The organism is Parabacteroides sp. B2-S-102, from assembly GCF_023656665.1.
In the GTDB taxonomy this organism is placed as follows: domain Bacteria; phylum Bacteroidota; class Bacteroidia; order Bacteroidales; family Tannerellaceae; genus Parabacteroides; species Parabacteroides distasonis.
This window is the reverse complement of sequence record NZ_JAMOKM010000003.1, coordinates 189,161-209,029: the sequence shown is the minus strand read 5'-3', so window position 1 is coordinate 209,029 and position 19,869 is coordinate 189,161. Positions and strand designations below refer to the sequence as shown.

General features: G+C 45.6%; 16 protein-coding genes. 8 read left to right on the top strand and 8 right to left on the bottom strand.

All coding sequences use genetic code 11. From position 1 onward, the window contains the following. Window positions 1-17 precede the first annotated feature (17 nt). Window positions 18-1,346, bottom strand: a complete 1,329-nt coding sequence (locus NBH07_RS05895) for an MATE family efflux transporter (RefSeq protein WP_005868477.1) — start codon at window positions 1,344-1,346, stop codon at window positions 18-20. A gap of 74 nt (window positions 1,347-1,420) precedes the next feature. Here NBH07_RS05895 and NBH07_RS05890 point away from each other — a divergent pair, with 74 nt between their 5' ends. After that, entirely contained in the window at window positions 1,421-2,308 is an 888-nt protein-coding gene (locus NBH07_RS05890; protein WP_008772604.1) for a TIM barrel protein, read from the top strand. A 107-nt stretch (window positions 2,309-2,415) separates the two neighbouring features. On the opposite strand, the gene NBH07_RS05885 is transcribed toward NBH07_RS05890, so the two are convergent. Both NBH07_RS05885 and NBH07_RS05880 read right to left on the bottom strand, forming a co-directional pair. After that, a complete protein-coding gene (locus tag NBH07_RS05885; RefSeq protein WP_008772603.1) occupies window positions 2,416-4,608 on the bottom strand; it encodes a glutamine synthetase III family protein in 2,193 nt (730 codons plus the stop codon). Between the two features lie 145 nt (window positions 4,609-4,753). Beyond that, window positions 4,754-6,958, bottom strand: coding sequence for a sodium-translocating pyrophosphatase (locus NBH07_RS05880; RefSeq protein ID WP_005858819.1), 2,205 nt, complete (start codon window positions 6,956-6,958; stop codon window positions 4,754-4,756). A 166-nt stretch (window positions 6,959-7,124) separates the two neighbouring features. On the opposite strand from NBH07_RS05880, the gene NBH07_RS05875 reads away from it, so the two are divergent. Then, window positions 7,125-7,961, top strand: coding sequence for a patatin-like phospholipase family protein (locus NBH07_RS05875; RefSeq protein ID WP_009017022.1), 837 nt, complete (start codon window positions 7,125-7,127; stop codon window positions 7,959-7,961). A 59-nt stretch (window positions 7,962-8,020) separates the two neighbouring features. Next, window positions 8,021-9,724 carry an alpha-amylase family glycosyl hydrolase gene (locus tag NBH07_RS05870; protein WP_008777935.1) on the top strand — a complete coding sequence of 568 codons (1,704 nt, stop codon included), beginning with the start codon at window positions 8,021-8,023 and terminating at the stop codon, window positions 9,722-9,724. A 161-nt stretch (window positions 9,725-9,885) separates the two neighbouring features. Here NBH07_RS05870 and NBH07_RS05865 read toward each other — a convergent pair whose 3' ends face one another. The 4 genes from NBH07_RS05865 to NBH07_RS22750 form a co-directional block, all read right to left on the bottom strand. Further along, entirely contained in the window at window positions 9,886-10,905 is a 1,020-nt protein-coding gene (locus NBH07_RS05865; RefSeq protein ID WP_005868484.1) for an inorganic phosphate transporter, read from the bottom strand. Between the two features lie 14 nt (window positions 10,906-10,919). Continuing rightward, on the bottom strand, window positions 10,920-11,567 hold the full coding sequence (locus tag NBH07_RS05860; protein ID WP_005868485.1) for a DUF47 domain-containing protein: 648 nt from the start codon (window positions 11,565-11,567) through the stop codon (window positions 10,920-10,922). Between the two features lie 52 nt (window positions 11,568-11,619). Next, window positions 11,620-12,267 (bottom strand): DedA family protein, encoded by a 648-nt coding sequence (locus NBH07_RS05855; RefSeq protein WP_005868486.1) that lies wholly within the window; start codon window positions 12,265-12,267, stop codon window positions 11,620-11,622. Between the two features lie 169 nt (window positions 12,268-12,436). Beyond that, window positions 12,437-12,850: a DUF8440 family protein gene (locus NBH07_RS22750; RefSeq protein WP_488199320.1), complete on the bottom strand. Its 414-nt coding sequence runs from the start codon at window positions 12,848-12,850 to the stop codon at window positions 12,437-12,439. Between the two features lie 115 nt (window positions 12,851-12,965). Here NBH07_RS22750 and NBH07_RS05850 point away from each other — a divergent pair, with 115 nt between their 5' ends. Next, window positions 12,966-13,907, top strand: a complete 942-nt coding sequence (locus NBH07_RS05850; protein ID WP_005858805.1) for a ribose-phosphate pyrophosphokinase — start codon at window positions 12,966-12,968, stop codon at window positions 13,905-13,907. Window positions 13,908-13,986: 79 nt separating this feature from the next. Here NBH07_RS05850 and mnmA read toward each other — a convergent pair whose 3' ends face one another. Next, window positions 13,987-15,063: a tRNA 2-thiouridine(34) synthase MnmA gene (mnmA, locus tag NBH07_RS05845; protein ID WP_005868490.1), complete on the bottom strand. Its 1,077-nt coding sequence runs from the start codon at window positions 15,061-15,063 to the stop codon at window positions 13,987-13,989. 169 nt (window positions 15,064-15,232) lie between these two features. Here mnmA and NBH07_RS05840 point away from each other — a divergent pair, with 169 nt between their 5' ends. From NBH07_RS05840 to NBH07_RS05825, 4 genes are read left to right on the top strand one after another with little or no spacing between them, the layout of a single operon-like run. Further along, window positions 15,233-17,293, top strand: coding sequence for a dipeptidyl-peptidase 3 family protein (locus tag NBH07_RS05840; protein ID WP_250833485.1), 2,061 nt, complete (start codon window positions 15,233-15,235; stop codon window positions 17,291-17,293). A gap of 3 nt (window positions 17,294-17,296) precedes the next feature. Then, window positions 17,297-17,992 carry a DNA alkylation repair protein gene (locus NBH07_RS05835; RefSeq protein WP_005858799.1) on the top strand — a complete coding sequence of 232 codons (696 nt, stop codon included), beginning with the start codon at window positions 17,297-17,299 and terminating at the stop codon, window positions 17,990-17,992. Window positions 17,993-18,047: 55 nt separating this feature from the next. Next, window positions 18,048-18,509: a Fur family transcriptional regulator gene (locus tag NBH07_RS05830; protein ID WP_005858797.1), complete on the top strand. Its 462-nt coding sequence runs from the start codon at window positions 18,048-18,050 to the stop codon at window positions 18,507-18,509. A gap of 33 nt (window positions 18,510-18,542) precedes the next feature. Beyond that, window positions 18,543-19,814, top strand: coding sequence for an adenylosuccinate synthase (locus NBH07_RS05825; RefSeq protein ID WP_009017027.1), 1,272 nt, complete (start codon window positions 18,543-18,545; stop codon window positions 19,812-19,814). The last annotated feature ends 55 nt before the right edge of the window (window positions 19,815-19,869 follow it).

The window sequence follows — 19,869 nt, the reverse complement described above, 5'->3', positions numbered from 1 at the left end:
GGTAAGAATTGTTCCGCTTACAAGATCTTCTTCTGTAAGATACTGAACCAAATGAAAGCGACGACACCTTTTAGCATGCTGGAAAGGCTGATCGCCCACCAAACACCCGTAATACCCAGTCCCGCTGCCGCTAGCCCGATGGCCAAAGGTATGCGTAAGGTGTTACACGAGATGCTGATGATCGCCGGCGGAACCGTTCGGCCGGTACCGTAGAACATGCCTTGCGTGGTAATCTCCAGCATCATGAAGATCATCGAATATCCGTCGATCCGGAGAAATATACCACCGGCCTCATAAGCGGCTTGCTCCGGCACGATCAGCGAGAAGACCTCGCTACCGTAAAAGACGAATAACAACGTGCAGAGTACACCGATGATCGAAGTCATTTTAAGCGTCGTATGATAAGCGGTCAAGATACGTTCTTTCTTGCGTGCGGCGTAGTTCTGTGCGGTGAAAGCGGAGAGGGCCGTACTGAAGCCTTGTGAGGTGTTCCATGCGATCGCCTCCATTTGTCCGCCTGCCGTAAGCGTCATCAAACCGATATGCCCTCCGTAGGTGGAAGCTGTACGAGCCATAAAAAGATTGATGATCGCGAAGAATGTATTTAATAACGCTACCGGCAGGCCCAATTGGAAGATCCGCTTGGTGTAACGTTCTTTTAAACGGACAAAGAAAGGGAATCCCCCGAACAATTTATTGCGGCATTTTAGCTGATAGACGAATAGTCCGCAAACCACCGCTTGGGAGATCCACGTAGCCCAAGCTGCGCCCGCCGTGCCCAAATGGAAGCCGAGTATAAATAAAGGATCTAGCACCATATTCAGTAAAAGACCTGTTCCGCTGATATAAAATGGAATCTTACTCAATCCCGCCGCATTATGAATCCCGGTAAACGCCGCTGAGAGGAAGATAAATGGGAATGCGGAAGCGACGATTCTCAAATATTCCACGGCGTTCAACGCGATCGGTTCCTCCAGTTTGTAGAAGCCGATAATCGGATGAGCGAGGACGAATAGCAAGAATCCCCAACAAAGCGAGAGGATCAAGGCGATCGTTAGGTTATGGGAAGCGAATCCTCGGGCATCTTCCACGTTTTGCGCCCCGATACTTTGCCCGACACTCACCTCCGAGCCTACTTTATTCAAGTAAGAGATCGAGTTCGTCATCCAAGTAAGGATACCAACGGCGCCGATAGCGGCTACGGCCTCGCTTCCCAATCGGCCTACCCAAGCCATGTCGGTGATGCTATAGGCCATTTGGATAAATGAGGTACCCATGATCGGCATCGCCAGATTGAATAGTTGCCGGGAGATGACCCCTTCGGTCAGATTTTTTGTTCCTTGCATGATCGTTTGTTTAAATGTGCGCGAAAGTAGAAATAATTTTGCTACCTTTAGCGACGTTAATCTTAAAGAATAGTATGATGATAACGAGACGGAATTTTTTGAAAGCGGGTGCCGCTGTGGCTGCGCTGAGTGTAGTACCGAATGGCTTTGCCTCTATCTTGGCTAAGAAAGAGAAAGCGATAGGTGTACAGTTGTATAGTGTCCGGGACGACTTGAAGACGGATTTTGACGGTACGATGAAGGCTTTGGTGGATATCGGTTATAAACGGATGGAAGCCGCCGGTTACCGGGATGGCAAATTCTACGGGAAATCCCCGGCCGAGATGAAGAAATATCTGGCGGATCTGGGTGCCCGTATGGTAGGTTCCCATACCGGAAGCGGTTTGCTGGCGGAGGGTGATACCAAGGGATGGGACTTCTGGAAAAAGAATGCCGCCGATACGGCAGAGGTAGGCTGTAAATGGATTGTTCAGGCGGGTTATCCCTCCAAAGATATCAAGAGTCTTTCGGACGTGAAGCGTTTAGCGGATCAATTTAATAAATGTGGTGAGATCGCGAAGGCGAACGGGTTGCGTTTCGCTTTCCATAACCATGTGGATGAATTCCATGAGTTGGAAGGAAAGATCCCGTTCGACGTGATGATCGAGAATACGGACAAAGGGCTGGTTACTTTCCAGATCGATACGGCTCAATTAGTGTATGGCGGTTTTAAATGTCATGATTACGTGAACCGTTATCCCGGTCGTTTCGCCAACTGGCACTTGAAAGACGCGAATGCGGATGGAAAGGGCAGCACGGAGATGGGCGCCGGAATCGTAGACTTCAAATCCTTATTCGCTGTGGCGGAGAAAGCCGGATTAGAGGATTACTTCATTGAGCAAGAGCGTTATAATATGACACCGCTGCAAGCGATGAAACATGATTATGACTTCTTGATGAATGCCTCTTATGTGAAGTGGTAAACGGGAGTATAGGCGTAGCCTTATGCCAGTATCGGTGTAAGGCTGCGCCTATATCAGCGTGAGGCTATGCCGATACTGGCGCAAGGCAACGCCAGTACTGGTGTTTTTTATCGGATAAACAGGAGTTCCCTATACTTCGGCAACGGCCACATCTGGTTGTCCACCATCAGCTCCAGATCATCGATATGGTCACGGATCTCATCCAAATAAGGGGCCACCGAGTCGTGGTAAGCGATCGCCTTTTCCCGCATATCGGTCAAGCGGTTCGCTTTCTTGCGGGCCTCTACCATCTCATCCACTTTCTTGGTCACGGCACAGATATGTCCGGCTATCTTACGAACCAAGCGACGGGGCTCTTCCGACATATCGCAGAATTCCGGGTCGTCGCCGAATGTCTCTTTCAACTTCGCTATATTATCCAGCAATACGCTCTGGTAACGAACGGCTACCGGGATGATATGATTCAAGGATAAATCCCCTAATACCCGGGCCTCGATCTGTACCTTTTTGATATAGACTTCCCATTTTACTTCATTACGCGCTTCCAATTCTTTCTGGGTAAGTACGCCGGTAGACGTGAACATCTCGATCGACTCCGGTTTAAGATAAGCGTCATATTGCAAGGGAACACTATTTTGGCAATCCAGACCTCGCTTGGCGGCTTCCTCTTTCCATTCGTCCGAATAACCGTTCCCATCGAAGCGGATCGGCTTAGATTCCTTGATATAGGCTTTCAGCACCTTGAAGATCGCTACTTCCTTGCTTTTTCCTTCCGCTTGCAAAGCCTCTACGTCCTTCTTGAATTGTTGCAATTGATAGGCTACGGCGGAGTTCAACGCTAACATGGCCGATCCGCAGTTCACGGAAGAGCCCGGGGCGCGGAACTCAAAACGGTTGCCGGTGAAGGCGAAAGGAGAGGTACGGTTACGATCCGTATTGTCCAACAGCAGTTCGGGGATCTGCCCGAAGCCAAGATGCAAGCCCTTTTTATCGTCTACCTCGATAGCGTCCTCGATAGAGCTATTCTCAAACTTATCCAAGATCTCGCTGATTTGCGTTCCGAGGAAAGTGGAGATGATAGCGGGAGGTGCCTCGTTCGCACCTAGGCGGTGTGCGTTCGTGGCGGAAGCGATACTCGCTTTTAATAAAGCGTTGTATTTATAAACGGCCATGATAGTGTTCACCACGAAGGTGATGAAGCGTAGGTTGTCCTCACGGTCTTTACCCGGAGAGAATAAGTTTACCCCCTTGTCTGTTCCCATAGACCAGTTACAGTGTTTACCGGAACCGTTTACCCCGTTAAATGGCTTCTCGTGCAATAATACACGGAAATTATGACGGCGGGAGACACGTTTCATGACCGACATCAATAATTGGTTATGGTCGTTGGCCAGGTTACATTCCTCGTAAATAGGAGCTAGCTCGAACTGGTTGGGGGCTACCTCGTTATGGCGGGTCTTTACCGGGATACCTAGTTTATAGCATTCGGTTTCCAAGTCTTTCATGAATTCTTGTACACGAGAGGGGATAGCGCCAAAATAATGGTCGTCTAATTGTTGGTTCTTCGCGCTCTCATGTCCGAGCAAGGTACGCTCGGTGAGTGAGAGGTCCGGACGGGCGGAATACAAGTCCTCGTCAACAAGGAAATATTCCTGTTCCCAACCTAGGTAAGTAATTATCTTATTGACATCCTCATCGAAATATCTATATACGTCCTTGGCGGCTTCTCCCAATACTTCGATAGAGCGGATCAGTGGGGTCTTATAATCCAGTGCTTCGCCGGTATAAGCGATAAATACGGTTGGGATACAAAGTGTGTCATCTACGATAAAAGCGGGAGAGGAGGGGTCCCAAGCGGAGTAGCCGCGGGCCTCGAAGGTATTACGAAGTCCACCGTTCGGGAAACTGGAAGCGTCCGGTTCTTGCTGGACAAGCAATTTGCCGCTGAACTCCTCGATCATGCCACCGTTACCATCGTGTTCCACGAAAGCGTCGTGCTTCTCGGCGGTGCCATCGGTAAGCGGTTGAAACCAGTGGGTATAATGAGTGACTCCTTTTTCCAGTGCCCACATACGCATGCCGGCTGCCACATGATTGGCGATTTCCCGGTCGATAGGTGTGCCATTGTCAATGGCGTGGGTCAAGGCTTTGTACGTTTCCTTGGAGAGATATTTTTGCATCGCCTTCCGGTTGAAGACATTCTCGCCATAGTACTCAGATACTTTGTGTTCGGGAGTAACGGCTTCCACGGCCTTTCGGTTGGATGCCTTCTCCACAGCATTAAAGCGTGAGATTGACATTGTTGAATTGTTTTATGTTTTTACGACGCAAAAATACAAAACAGTTGACAATTGACAGTCAATGATTGACAATTATTTAGTTTTCTCTATTAAATTGTCGATTTACTTCTCTAACTGTCAATTGCCAACTACTAACGGTCAACTATTAAAACAAACTCCAAGCCACCGTCAATCCCGCCATCACGATCGCTACCATGCTCATCAACTTGATAAGGATATTCAAACTCGGGCCGGAAGTGTCTTTGAACGGATCGCCAACCGTATCGCCGACAACGGTTGCCTTATGCGCCTCGCTACCCTTGCCGCCGTGGTTTCCTTCCTCGATGAATTTCTTTGCGTTATCCCATGCTCCTCCGGCGTTCGCCATGAATACGGCTAATACGAAGCCCGTGCTTAATCCACCGATCAATAGTCCGACAACGCCTGTCACACCAAATATGAGTCCCGTTAAGATGGGGGCGATAATAGCTAAAACGGAGGGAAGTACCATTTCGTGTTGCGCTCCCTTCGTCGAGATCTCAACGCAACGGGCATAATCCGGTTGTGCCTCTCCAGTCAGAATACCCTTGATTTCCTTGAACTGACGGCGAACTTCCTCCACCATGTGCCCGGCCGCACGTCCTACAGCGTTCATCGTAAGGCCACAGAACATGAATGCCATCATGGAACCTAGGAACATTCCGGCTAAAACCTTAGGATTCATTAAGGTAACATCATAATATACCATAAAGTCCGAGAATGAGGCTTTAGATATTTCGATACTCCTGCCATCGGTAAAGTTCAGGACGGTCTCTCCTAAACGGAGCAAACCGATCTTGATCTCTTCTACATAAGAGGCCAACAGAGCCAAGCCGGTTAACGCAGCGGAACCGATAGCGAAACCTTTACCTGTAGCGGCAGTCGTATTTCCTAATGAATCCAATGCGTCTGTACGCTTGCGGACTTCTTTCCCTAGGTTACACATCTCGGCGTTGCCTCCGGCATTATCCGCTATGGGACCGTAAGCGTCTGTAGCCAACGTAATACCTAAGGTCGATAGCATACCTACGGCAGCTATACCGATTCCGTATAATCCCATGCCCACGTTCGTGAAGTCGAATCCGGAGGCGAACAAGAAGGAACAAATAATACCGACCACGACGGCAAGTACCGGGATGGCCGTAGAGAGCATCCCTAGTCCGAGACCGGAGATAATAACCGTTGCCGGGCCTGTCAGCCCCGATTCGGAAACCAGCCGGGTCGGCTTATAGGACTGGGAGGTATAATACTCCGTCGCTTGCCCGATCACGATTCCGACTAGCAGACCTACGATCACGGAACAACCGATCCAGAACCAATTCTCCATGCCTAATACATAAAGAATCCCGAACGTGGAGATAGCGATCAATACGGAACTCAAGTTCGTTCCTATGGCTAAGGCTTTCAGTAGTTGCTTGATCGTCGCGTTCTCATTCGTACGGACGGCGAAAATACCAATAATAGATAAAATGATACCGACAGCGGCGATAAGCATTGGGGCGACAACCGCCTTATATTGTAATTCTACGCTTCCGGAAGAAACGAATGCGGCGGCTCCCAATGCGGCGGTCGCTAGGATGGAACCGCAATAAGATTCATATAGGTCGGCTCCCATACCGGCGACGTCACCTACATTGTCGCCTACGTTATCGGCGATTGTCGCCGGGTTACGAGGATCGTCCTCCGGGATCCCAGCCTCAACTTTACCTACTAAATCCGCTCCGACATCGGCGGCTTTCGTATAGATTCCTCCTCCCACACGTGCGAACAAGGCTTGCGTGGAGGCACCCATTCCGAATGTAAGCATGGTTGTCGTGATAATGGTGAGTTTATGGGTCGGGTCCAAAGCCTCGTCTGGGATGAAAGCATTTAACAGGATATACCAGAATGAGATATCCAGCAATCCAAGCCCAACGACTACTAAGCCCATGACCGCCCCGCTTCGGAAAGCCACTTGTAAACCTTTATTCAAGGAAGTGCGGGCTGCGTTCGCTGTACGGGCCGAGGCATAAGTCGCTGTTTTCATGCCTAAGAAACCCGCTAATCCTGAAAAGAAACCTCCTGTCAGGAAGGCGATCGGAACCCATTCGTTTTGAACATGGAAGCCATAGGCCATAATAGAGAATAAGATTACTAGGACAACGAAAACCGAGGCGACTACTTTGTATTGCTGTTTCAGATACGACATCGCCCCTTCACGTACAAAGGAGGCGATCTTTTTCATCAACTCAGTTCCTTCACTCTCTTTCATCATTTGCCTGAAGAAGAACCAGGCGAATGCTAGCGCTAGGACAGACGCTAACGGGATAATCCAGAAGATACTCGTAATCATAACATGGTAGATTTAATGTTATACTTAAGAAAACAATGTGACAACACCTTTGCTTTCCGTGTAAATGTAGCAAAAATAAAAGAGGATGGAAACTTTTTCCCTAATAATAATGTTTCTAATTAAAAAAAACAGCATATTTGTTACCAGATTAAGAGACAAGAAATAAATGGCAGAAGAGACAAACCATAAACCCTATAGGTTGGGCTTGGCGCTTAGCGGAGGCGGAGCGAAAGGTTTTGCGCATATCGGCGTATTTCGAATGATGGAAGAATGTGCGCTAAGACCGGATATTATAGTCGGTACCAGCGCGGGAGCTTTAATGGGCGCTTTGTTTGCCGATGGTTATTCGGCGGCGGAGATCCAAGAGCTTTTTACCGGACGTGAGTTCTCGGAATTCGCCCAGTTGCAGATTCCTAAGGCGGGTTTGTTCGATAGTAAGCGCTTTCGTTATTTCTTGAGGCGACACTTGCGGACCAAGAACATCGAGGACTTGCAAATTCCTCTGGTGGTTGTCGCGACTGATTTGGATAATGGCGAAAGCCATGAATTTAGGAGTGGTCCTATTGTTGAGGCGGTGACAGCTTCTTGTAGTATCCCGATTATTTTCAGTCCTGTAGTCATCAATGGCGTTCATTATGTGGATGGAGGATTATTTCACAACTTTCCGGTCTCCATCATCCGTGAGGAATGTGAGCGTATTATTGGGGTGAACGTAAGCCCGTTGATCCCGCAAAAATATAAGCAGACCATATTCCATATCGCCGAGCGCTCTTATCATTATATGTTCCGGGCAAATACGCTGGAGGATCGAGAGATGTGTGATGTCTTAATAGAAGCGGAGGAGTTTGGCTTATATAAGACATTCGATCTTGAGAATGTAGACGTGATTTGTAATATTGGCTATTCCGCCGCTGCCCGTTGCTTTGAGAAAGTGTTGTATGAGAATAAATATGAAACCTTGGTGAAAGCGATCGCGGCAAGAAAGAAAGGCCTGATGCCGTGACAAATCGTCTGTCTGGACAAAGCGCTTTCCCACAAAAACTTTATATATAGATGAACGCAATGGAACAAAAAAACAAGATGGTAATTTATCAGGTATTCCCGCGTTGGTTTGGGAATCTGCGACCATCTCCTGTAATGAATGGTAGTTTAGCCGAGAATGGAGTGGGTAAGTTTTCGGCTTTTACTCCTTTGGCTTTATCCAAAATCAAAGAACTAGGTGTTACTCATGTATGGTATACAGGGGTGATAGAGCACGCTACAAAAACCGATTACACCATGTTTGGCATCCGGAAAGACCATTCTGCCGTAGTAAAAGGTAAGGCCGGATCTCCATATGCTATAAAAGATTACTATGATATAGATCCGGATTTGGCGGATAATATCCAGAACCGTATGAGTGAGTTCGAGGATTTGGTGAAACGTACGCATGAGGCTGGGATGAAGGTTATTATCGATTTTGTACCCAACCATGTAGCACGTCAATATTTCTCGGACGCACGGGAACCTTTCGTGGAGGACTTAGGTCAAACGGATAATGTGTCCAAGGCTTTTGATGTGAATAATAACTTTTATTATCTTCCGGGGCAAACCTTGACGCTTCGTTTTGATCCGCAGCGTGAGGAGGATTTTGCCTATAGTGAGTTTCCGGCGAAGGTGACCGGTAACAATCATTTCGATGCCTATCCAAGCCAGAACGATTGGTATGAGACGGTGAAGCTGAACTACGGCGTGGATTATATGCACGGTGGTGCTTGCCATTTCAATACCATTCCCAATACGTGGGAGAAAATGTTGGAGATCTTGTTGTTCTGGGCTGATAAGGGGGTGGATGGTTTTCGTTGTGATATGGCTGAGATGGTCCCGGTAGAGTTTTGGAACTGGGTGATTCCTCAGGTGAAGAAGGTGCGTGATGTGATCTTTATAGCGGAGGTGTATAATCCGGATGAGTATAGGAATTATATTTATACGGGACACTTTGATTATTTGTATGACAAGGTTGGTCTTTATGATACGGTTCGTGCGGTGATGTGCGGACAGGCTCCGGCTAGTAATATATCGCATTGTTGGCAATCGTTGGAGGGAATCCAGAAAAATATGTTAAATTTCTTGGAGAATCACGATGAACAGCGTGTCGCTTCTGATTTCTTTGCGGGGGATGCTCGTCCGGGTATTCCGGGCATGATTGTCTCCGCTGCCATGAATACAAATCCGGTTATGATCTATAGTGGTCAGGAACTTGGCGAAAGAGGAATGGATGCGGAAGGTTTCAGTGGACGTGATGGCCGTACGACCATCTTCGATTATTGGAGCGTCGAGAGTTTGCGAAACTGGAATAATAATGGACTCTTTGATGGGGCTAAATTAACGCCGGCAGAACGCTCGTTGCGTGAGATGTACGCTAAGTTATTGAATGTGGTACGATCCGAGCCGGTTATTGTCGAGGGAGCGTTTTATGATTTGATGTACGCGAACTCCGGTAATCCTTATTTCAATCCGAACCGTCAGTATGCGTTCTTGCGCAAATGGAAGAACGAGGTACTTCTGGTTGTCGTGAATTTCGACCGTGCCGACCAATGTGTATGGGTAAATATCCCGGTCGAGGCATTCAAGGCTCTTGATTTTGAGGATAACAAACCGGCTGAATTGACCGACTTGTTAACCGGGGAAACGACTATCAGTACGCTAACAGACGCTTATCCTTATCAAGTGAAACTCCCTGCTTATTCCGGTAAGATGCTAAAGTTCTCTTTTCTCCATAAATAAGAGCTTTCTTGAAAAGTTTAGGTGTGCTGTATAGATAATTCGTTGGTGGAGTTAGGTGGTTGATACGGGACATCTAGCTTCATCGGGCAAGTAACTTAAGTGAAATGGCAAAGTAACTTAACATACTTGCCCGATGAAGCTAGATGACTTTTTTCTTTGATTTAAATGAAAAGAAGGGAAGCCATATAATAAATGCCAGCTGCTAAAAGCCCACTTACCGGGATCGTAAGAACCCATGCGGTCATCAAGCTTTGAGTTACTCCCCAACGAACGGCTGAAAGACGTTTGGTCGCACCAACTCCGATAATAGCCCCTGTAATTGTATGCGTGGTACTGACTGGGATCTTCAGAAACTCCGTAAGGTACAAAGTGAAGGCACCGGCTGTCTCAGCGATAACCCCTTCCAAGGGGGTTACCTTCGTGATTTTAGTACCCATTGTCTTTACTATTTTCCAGCCACCGGACATGGTTCCAAGTGAGATAGCGGTGAAACAAGAGAACGCTACCCAGTCGGGTAAATCGGAAATACTATTTATCCCCATTCCCAATCCCTCGGAGTGGGCTGCGATTAGGGCCGCGGCGATAATACCCATCACTTTTTGGGAATCATTCAATCCATGCCCGATACTGAATAAGGCGGAAGATACGAGTTGGAGTTTCTTGAACCATACCTCTGCCGTATGAGGGTGCACTCTTTTGCACATATGAAGCACTAATAAGGTAAACCCGAAAGCGACAATCATGCCTATGAAGGGAGCAAGGAAAATGAAAGCCGCTATTTTTAGGATAATGTTCAATTGGATCGCTTCAAAGCCGTGTGCCATGATAGCCGCTCCGGCGAATCCTCCGATAAGGGTGTGGGAAGAAGAGGAAGGAATACCTTTCCACCAAGTGAACAGGTTCCATGCGATAGCGGCGATTACCCCGGACAGGATAATCGGTAATGTGATATACTGCTCTACTACGGTTTTTGATACGGTATTGGCGATACCGAATCCCCCGATTATATACTTAGCGATGAAAAATGCGACGAAATTAAAGAATGCTGCCCATATTACAGCCTGAAAAGGGGTAAGGACCTTGGTCGATACAATGGTCGCTATCGAATTTGCCGCATCATGAAAGCCATTGATATAATCGAATATCAGAGACAGAATGATGATAATCACTAATAATTCCATAATATAGCCCTGTTTTATGCGTACTTTACGATCAAGTTCCTTAATATTTTACCGACATGTTCGGCGGCATCCGTTGTCTTTTCCAACTCATGCATGATTTCTTTGATTTTGATAAGCTCTATACTATCTTTTTCTTCCTCGAAAAGCTTCGTGATAAAAAGCTCATATACGTCGTCCGCTTGGTTTTCTATGTCATGTAGCTTGGTACAGTAATCACGTAACGTAGTCGGTTTCTTGCGAAAAGTCTCGAGTTCATCCATCGCTTTGCTGATATAGTGCGCCTCTTGTTGAATGAGTAAACTCAATTCTTTTCCGCTATCAGAGATGGGGCGTGGGTTATAGATGGTAATACGTTTGGCGGAACTGTTTATTCCATCAATAACATCATCTATGGATGAGGCTAAGTCGTGAATGTCTTCCCGATCGAAGGGGGTTATAAATGTCGTTCCTAGTTCATCAAAGATCAGATGGGTCAGTTTGTCCCCCTCCCGTTCCTTATCCTTGATTAGCTTATAATAATTAGCTCTTTCCGTAGGAGAATCATGTCGTAAGCTTTCTACCAGAATGCTGGAAGAGGCGGATAATATTTCAGACAATTGCTTTAAGAGTGGAAAGAACTTGGGTTCTTTGGGGGTGAATCGACTAAAAAAAGAATTTTTCATACATGTATATATTAAATCGTTTTTAAATACTTGGTTGTTGAATGAAAGTTTGTTATCTCTGTTTCCGTGCTTTTAGTTTTGCCCGTACTACCTCTATTACGGCAGGAAGTATGGATATGAATATAATTGCTATGATCAATAGCTTGAGGTTCTGCTGTACGAAAGGAAGATCTCCGAAAAAGTATCCTGCATAGCAGAAAAGCAGTACCCAGAAAGCGCCGCCTATCAGGTTGTAGATCATGAAATAGTAATAGTGCATTTTACCCATTCCGGCTACAAAGGGAGCGAAAGTACGGACAATCGGTACGAATCGGGCGATGATTATGGTTTTGCCTCCATATTTTTTGTAGAACTCATGCGTTTTGTCCAAATGGCTTTTCTTGAATATCTTGGAGTTGGGATTGTTAAATAGTTTACGACCAAAAAAATGACCTATCATATAATTACAGGAGTCTCCCAATACTGCCGCCGCGAATAATATCAAGGCTAAAAGATTTATCTCTAAAGGCATACCGGGTAACGCTGTTATCGCTCCGGCGACGAACAAGAGGGAATCCCCGGGCAAGAATGGGGTGGCTACCAATCCCGTTTCACAAAAAATGATTAGGAATAATATCGCGTAGGCCCAAGTATGATATTCTTGTACGATCTCGATCATATGCTGATCGATATGTAAGATGAAGTCTAATAAAAATTCCATTTTAGATTGATTATTAATTGATAAGAACTATCCTATATGACCCAATAAGAAAACAAAATAGATGTTTATTCTATTCCCTTTGAGAAATCTAGAAAATAAGAATAGTGAGAATGCAGACATTAAAGTGCTATCTTCTACTTTTTTGATGGAAATAAGGGGGAAAGAGAGTTTAAATGAGAATACGTCTTAGAGTATAGATATAGTACCCATAGGAGAACTTAAGGGGATTTATACAAAATGAAATGAATGTTTGTCTTTCTTTAGGATATTGAGTTTTTATAAACCGTACGATCCTTTCCGCGGATGAGGATAGGTTTGTCCTTGAGTTTTTTGATGTGGAGATGTTGCGGAATAGTGAAGCCCTGATATAGCCATCTTCCATCTTATAGCTTTGTTTTCCGTTGTATAGCTCTTTTTCGTATCGTTCGATATCTGCTTGGGGGATATTGTATTCCGTCTTGTCTTCATTCGGAGAGTACATGGTGTAAATATCGTTGTATTTCTGTTGGTTCTCGGGAGTTGATGAAGAACCCGAAGTCAGAAATACACTTACCAATACGAAGAAATAGAGTAAATACTTCATCATTGCGGTTGCAAATATAGAAAGTTTTCCAAATATAAAGAGGTTATTGTAAATAAGTTTTGTACTTTTGCGGCACAATTTAAATCTATTCACTTTAAGATAAATATTCGGAATAATGAGTGCACAAACTCCTTTCTTGGTGTTTTCGGGAACGAACTCCCGGTATCTTGCAGAGAAAATTTGCAACAGTTTAGGTTGTCCTCTGGGACAGATGAATATCCAGCACTTTGCCGATGGTGAGTTCTCTGTTTCTTATGAAGAGTCTATCCGCGGTAGAGATGTATTCTTAGTACAATCTACATTCCCTAATTCAGACAATCTGATGGAGTTGCTTCTGATGATTGACGCGGCTAAACGTGCTTCCGCACATTCAATCATCGCTGTAGTCCCTTACTTCGGTTGGGCTCGTCAGGATAGAAAGGATAAGCCTCGTGTTTCTATTGGCGCTAAGTTGATCGCTGATATGTTGAGTACGGCAGGTATCAATCGTTTGATTACGATGGACCTTCATGCGGATCAGATCCAAGGATTCTTTAATGTTCCGGTGGATCACTTATATGCTTCTTCCGTATTCTTGGATTATATCAAGACGTCTTTGCCTTTGGATAACTTGTGTATCGCGACTCCAGATGTTGGTGGTACGAAACGTGCCAGCAGCTATTCTAAGTATTTAGGCTTGCCGATGGTCATTTGCCACAAATCTCGTTTGCGTGCCAATGAGGTGGCCGAGATGCGTATTATCGGTGATGTGACGGGCTTGGATGTCCTTTTGGTTGATGACATGGTGGATACGGCCGGAACAATTACGAAAGCCGCGAACTTGATGTTGGAGAATGGCGCTAAGTCTGTTCGTGCTATCGCCAGCCACGCTGTGATGTCTGATCCGGCTTCTACTCGTGTAGATCAGTCCGCTTTAGCGGAAATGATCTTTACGGATTCTATTCCTTACGCTAAGAAATGCGAGAAAGTAAAGGTATTATCTGTCGCTGACATGTTCGCTGAGGCGATCCGTCGTGTATGTAGTGGAGAGTCTATCAGCTCTTTGTATGCTATTTAATAGAATAAGATAGAAAAATAAAAACGGTCGCTTCCTTTTGAGGCGACCGTTTTTTATTTAGAATAAATCTGAATATGCGTTACTTGGTCTCATCAATAATCATGCCGCTGCCCAGACATAAGTGATGGTCTTTGTCGTAGATTACACTGTATTGGCCGGGAGCGATACCTTGAATCTTTTCGTCGGATTCTACACGATATAGATCTCCGATACGACGGATGTAGCCATGCGTAAATTCCGGGGTATGACGGATCTTGAAAGTGATTTCTTTCTCACCCTCAAATTCTCCCCATGGATCTTCCGTGATGAAATCGAAACCTTGCATATTAATCACCTTGCCATATTGCGTTTCCGGGTCGTAGCCGTTGGAGACATAAATGATATTTCGCTTAATGTCTTTTTGGATAACGAACCAAGGGCCGCCACTTAATCCCAATCCCTTACGTTGGCCGATCGTATGGAACCAATATCCATTGTGTTTACCCAAGACCTTACCCGTCTCTAGTTCCACGATTTTTCCCGGGCGTTTCCCTAAATAACGCTCTATAAAGTCGTTGTAGTTAATCTTGCCTAAGAAGCAAATGCCTTGGCTATCTTTACGCTTGGCGCTCGGCAATTTCTGGGCCTCGGCGATGGCACGTACCTCACTTTTCATTAAATGCCCGATCGGAAACATGAGTTTCTGTATCTGTAGGCGGGTGATTTGCCCTAAGAAATCAGTCTGATCTTTTACCGGGTCCTTGGCGGTAGAAAGCCATATCTTGCCGTCTATCTCCGTGGTCGTGGCATAATGACCGGTAGCGATCTTATCGAAATCCTTGCCCCATTTTTCCTCGAAACAACCGAACTTGATATATTTATTACACATCATATCCGGGTTAGGGGTAAGACCGCGTTTGACAGATTCGATCGTATAGCTTACCACCCGATCCCAATACTCGTCGTGTAGGGAGACGATCTCGAACCGGCATCCATACTTGCGGGCGATATATGAGGTGATCTCGATATCCTCTTCCGCCGGGCAATCGATATAGCCATCCTTGTCTTCCATACCGATACGGATATAGAAGATGGTCGGATCGTATCCTGCCTCTTTGAGTTGATGCACTACGACAGAGCTGTCTACTCCTCCTGAAACTAATGCCGCTATTTCCATTCTCTTTTTTGTCTTTGCTTTTGAACTTACAAAAGTAGAGAAAAAATCTCAAACCTTTGATATTGACTGTATATTCTCTATCTTTGCGGTTGGCCCTTATTGGAATGCGGGCCTTCAAACTATGTACTTTAGATGTAATATATTATAGGAAAAGCAAATCGTAGTAAGTATGAAAAAAATAATGTTATCGCTTATGACAGCTATGGTTATGACGGCTTGTACAGGCCAACAGTCGGATACGGCATCTCAAAATTCCGATAAGGAGTTCAATTATGTAGTGGATCAGTTCGCTGATCTGGAGATTCTTCGCTATAAAGTTCCGGGTTTTGAGTCCCTGTCCTTGCAACAAAAGCAACTATTATATCATCTTTCCGAAGCGGCCTTGATGGGACGTGATATATTCTTCGATCAGAATGGACGCTATAATCTGGCGATCCGCAGGACACTGGAGGCTATTTATACGAATTATAAGGGAGATCGGGAGGACCCTCAATTCAAGGCTTTGGAAACCTATTTGAAACGGGTGTGGTTCTCCAGTGGTATCCATCATCATTATGCGTTGGACAAGTTTGCCCCGGGGTTTTCTCCTGAGTTCTTGATGGATTGTATTCACCAAATCGACGCTAAGAAGTTACCTCTTCGTGAGAATCAAAACGTGGATCAGTTCATGATCGAGATCGCTCCGGTAATCTTTGATCCGGGCGTTATGCCAAAGCGTAGCGTACAAAGCGGTGACGGTGATCTGATCAAAGCTTCTTCTAATAATTATTACGGGGGAGGCATCAGTCAAAAAGAGGTAGAGGACTTCTATGCGCAAATGAAAATGGGAAAGGATACCATTTCCCCGATTTCTTACGGGTTGAATAGCCGTTTGGTAAAAGAGAACGGTACGGTCGTTGAAAAGGTTTGGAAAGTAGGAGGGCTTTATTCCGCCGCGATAGAAAAAATCGTAGATCAATTGCGACAAGCCTTGCCTTTCGCCGAGAATGATATGCAGAAAGCGATCATCGGGAAATTGATCGAATATTATCAAACGGGCGATTTGAAGACTTTCGATGCTTATTCGATCCTTTGGGTAGAGGATACAGCTTCGGAGGTGGATTTTGTGAATGGCTTTATCGAGACTTATGGGGATCCGTTAGGAATGAAAGCAAGCTGGGAGTCTACCGTGAATTTTACGAATAAGGAGGCGACTAAGCGTACAAAAATCATCAGTGATAATGCGCAATGGTTTGAGGATCATTCTCCGGTAGATAAGCGTTTCAAGAAAGAGAAGGTGAAAGGAGTTAGCGCTAAGGTAATCACGGTATCTATGTTGGGAGGTGATTGCTATCCGGCTACCCCGATCGGTATCAATTTGCCAAATGCGGATTGGATTCGTAGGGATCATGGCTCGAAGTCTGTTACGATAGAGAATATCACGGAGGCTTATGATAAGGCGTCTCAAGGAAATGGCTTTAGCGAAGAGTTTGTTTGGAGTGACGTGGAGCGGAACGGTATGAGGCAGTACGGTTTCTTAACGGATAATCTACATACGGATTTACATGAGTGTCTGGGACATGGTTCCGGTAAATTGCTGGAAAATACGGACCCGGATGCGCTGAAAGCCTATAGCTCTACACTGGAGGAAACCCGTGCGGATTTGTTTGGCCTGTATTATTTGGCAGATCCAAAGCTGGTGGAACTGGGATTGCTTCCGGACGGCGAGGCTTATAAATCGGAATACTATAAATATATAATGAATGGCTTGATGACCCAGTTGGTTCGCATCGAGCTAGGCAAGAATGTAGAAGAGGCGCATATGCGTAACCGTCAGTTGATCGCTAAGTGGGCTTACGAGAAAGGGAAGGAAGCGAATGTGATCGAACTGAAAAAACGGGATGGCAAGACCTATGTGGTTGTGAATGACTATCCGAGGTTACGTGAGTTGTTTGGGACATTGCTTGCTGAGATTCAACGTATCAAGAGTGAGGGTGACTATGCGGCCGGAAAGAATCTTGTTGAAGGATACGGCGTGAAAGTAGATCCGGAGCTGCATGCGGAGGTCTTGGAGCGCTATGCTAAGTTAAACTTGGCTCCCTATAAAGGTTTTGTCAATCCTGTGATGAAAGAGGTAAAGAACTCTAACGGTGAGGTTACTGATATTGTCTTGGACTACACGGAAGGTTATACAGATCAGATGCTTCGTTATGGCCGTGATTATTCTTTCTTGCCGACTTATAATAATTAATAGATGGAAAGTTTACAAGACGAGATAAGGGAGATCCGTAAGGAACTTCGTTTGGCGATGAACGGGGTGATTTCTACGAGTATGCGTGAGAAAGGTATCGTATATAAGTTAAATTTCGGGGTTCCGTACCCCGAAATAAAGGGAATCGCCCGTAAGCATAAACCGAATGGAGAGCTAGCGGCGGCTTTATGGAAAGAAGACATCCGTGAGTTTAAGATATTGGCGACCTTTCTCCAACCCGCCGAGACGTTGCCTTTGGATGAGGCGAAACGTTGGGTCAAGGAGATTCCTTATTTAGAGATCGCGGAGCATTGTTGCCGGAACTTGTTCGTTCATCTGCCTTATATGGAGGACTTCACGTCTGATCTGGTTGCTGATAAGAAAAATGAGTTCGCTCGCACGGTCGCCTTTCTTACTTGGGCCGAGAATTTCAAGCGAGGTGGCAGCTTATCTTCTGTGGTTTTAGGATCTTTCTTGGCAGAAACCTTAAGTAGTCTAGCGGAGACTAAGGATTTTAAATCTACGCTGAAAGAGAAACAAGCGTCTATTCAAGCCATGAAGTTTTATGGGCGTCAATCCGAGGGGAATGCGGAAAGGATCCTAGACGGTTTCAAGGAATTTCAGGAGGCTGCGGGAAACACGCCGGAATTACAAGAAATCTATAATGAATTAAAATTCGAGTTTGAATATTATCGGTAAGGCTTTGCGTTTAAAATAAATGCGCTAACTTTGTCGTTTGTGCGGTCTTTAGGAGATGGAAGCGAAAGTTTATACGGAAATACGTGCGTTGTTTACCGAATATCTAACGGAGAAGAAACTGCGGAAAACCGAGGAGAGATATGCTATATTCAAGGAGATATGTGCTTTTCCCGGTCATTTTGATGTGTGTATGCTTTCGGATCGGTTGGAGCAAGACAACTTCCATGTCAGTAAGGCAACACTCTATAATACGTTGGATGTACTGGTTGATGCCGGTTTGGTGGTGCGTCATCAAATAACCGTCCAGTCGGTGCAATATGAGTTGAGGATTTATGCTGATACGCATTTGCATTTGGTTTGTACGAGATGCGGGACCATGCGGGAGCTGCGAAATAGTGCGTTGAAAGCGGATATGAGAAACTTGAAAGTCTCTCGTTTTACGCCGGAGTATTATTGTTTGTACATTTATGGCCTGTGCAGTAAATGCAAGTTTAAGCAGCAAAGGTCAGTTAAATAAGAATATTAATAGCCTATAATAAATATAGAAAAGATGAAAGTAGACGTTTTGTTAGGATTGCAATGGGGCGACGAGGGCAAAGGCAAGGTTGTCGATGTGCTGACTCCGAATTACGATGTGGTAACTCGTTTTCAAGGAGGCCCTAATGCCGGACATACATTGGAGTTTAACGGGGAAAAGTATGTGTTACGTTCGATTCCTTCCGGTATTTTCCAAGGTGGAAAAATAAACGTAATCGGTAACGGTGTCGTTCTGGACCCGTTATTGTTCAAGCAGGAAGCGGAATCATTGGCAGCGAGTGGTCACGATATCACCAAGCAGCTTTATATCTCTAAGAAAGCTCACCTAATTTTACCTACTCACCGGATCTTGGATGCCGCTTACGAGGCCGCAAAAGGTTCCGGAAAGATCGGTACGACTGGAAAGGGTATCGGCCCGACTTATACGGATAAGATTAGCCGTAACGGTGTTCGTGTGGGCGATTTATTGCATAACTTCGAAGAGAAATATGCGGCCGCTAAAGCAAAACATGAAGCGATCTTGCGTTCATTGAACTATGAATATGATATAACCGAGATGGAGGCTCAATGGATGGAGGCCTTGAACTATCTCAAACAATTCAAATTGATTGATAGCGAGCATGTCATCAATAACTATTTGAAGGAAGGTAAGTCGGTCTTGGCGGAAGGCGCTCAAGGTACGATGCTGGATATAGACTTCGGTTCTTATCCATTCGTGACTTCCTCTAACACGATCTGTGCCGGATGTTGTACGGGACTGGGTGTTTCTCCCCGGAATATCGGTGAGGTATATGGAATCTTCAAGGCTTATTGTACACGTGTAGGTAGCGGTCCGTTCCCGACCGAGTTGTTTGATGAGGTGGGAGATAAGATCGGTCAATTAGGCCATGAGTTCGGTGCGGTTACGGGACGTAAACGCCGTTGTGGCTGGATTGATTTGGTTGCCTTGAAATATGCCGTGATGATCAACGGTGTAAGCCAATTGATCATGATGAAGAGTGATGTGTTGGATACCTTCGATACGATCAAGGCTTGCGTGGCTTATAAGATGAATGGTGTCGAGACTAATGAGTTCCCGTATGAGATCGATGATACGATCGAACCTGTATACGTGGAGTTACCGGGTTGGAAGATGGACATGACGAAGATGCAGAGCGAGGACGAGTTCCCGGAGGAGTTCAACGCTTACCTTTCTTTCTTGGAGGAAGAACTGGGTGTGCCTGTGAAGATCGTTTCCGTAGGACCGGATCGTGAGCAGACGATTGTCAGATATACAGAAGAATAAACTCGTTATAAATCGTACAAAATGGCAGAAGACCACATTCCTCAAGGGGTGTCTC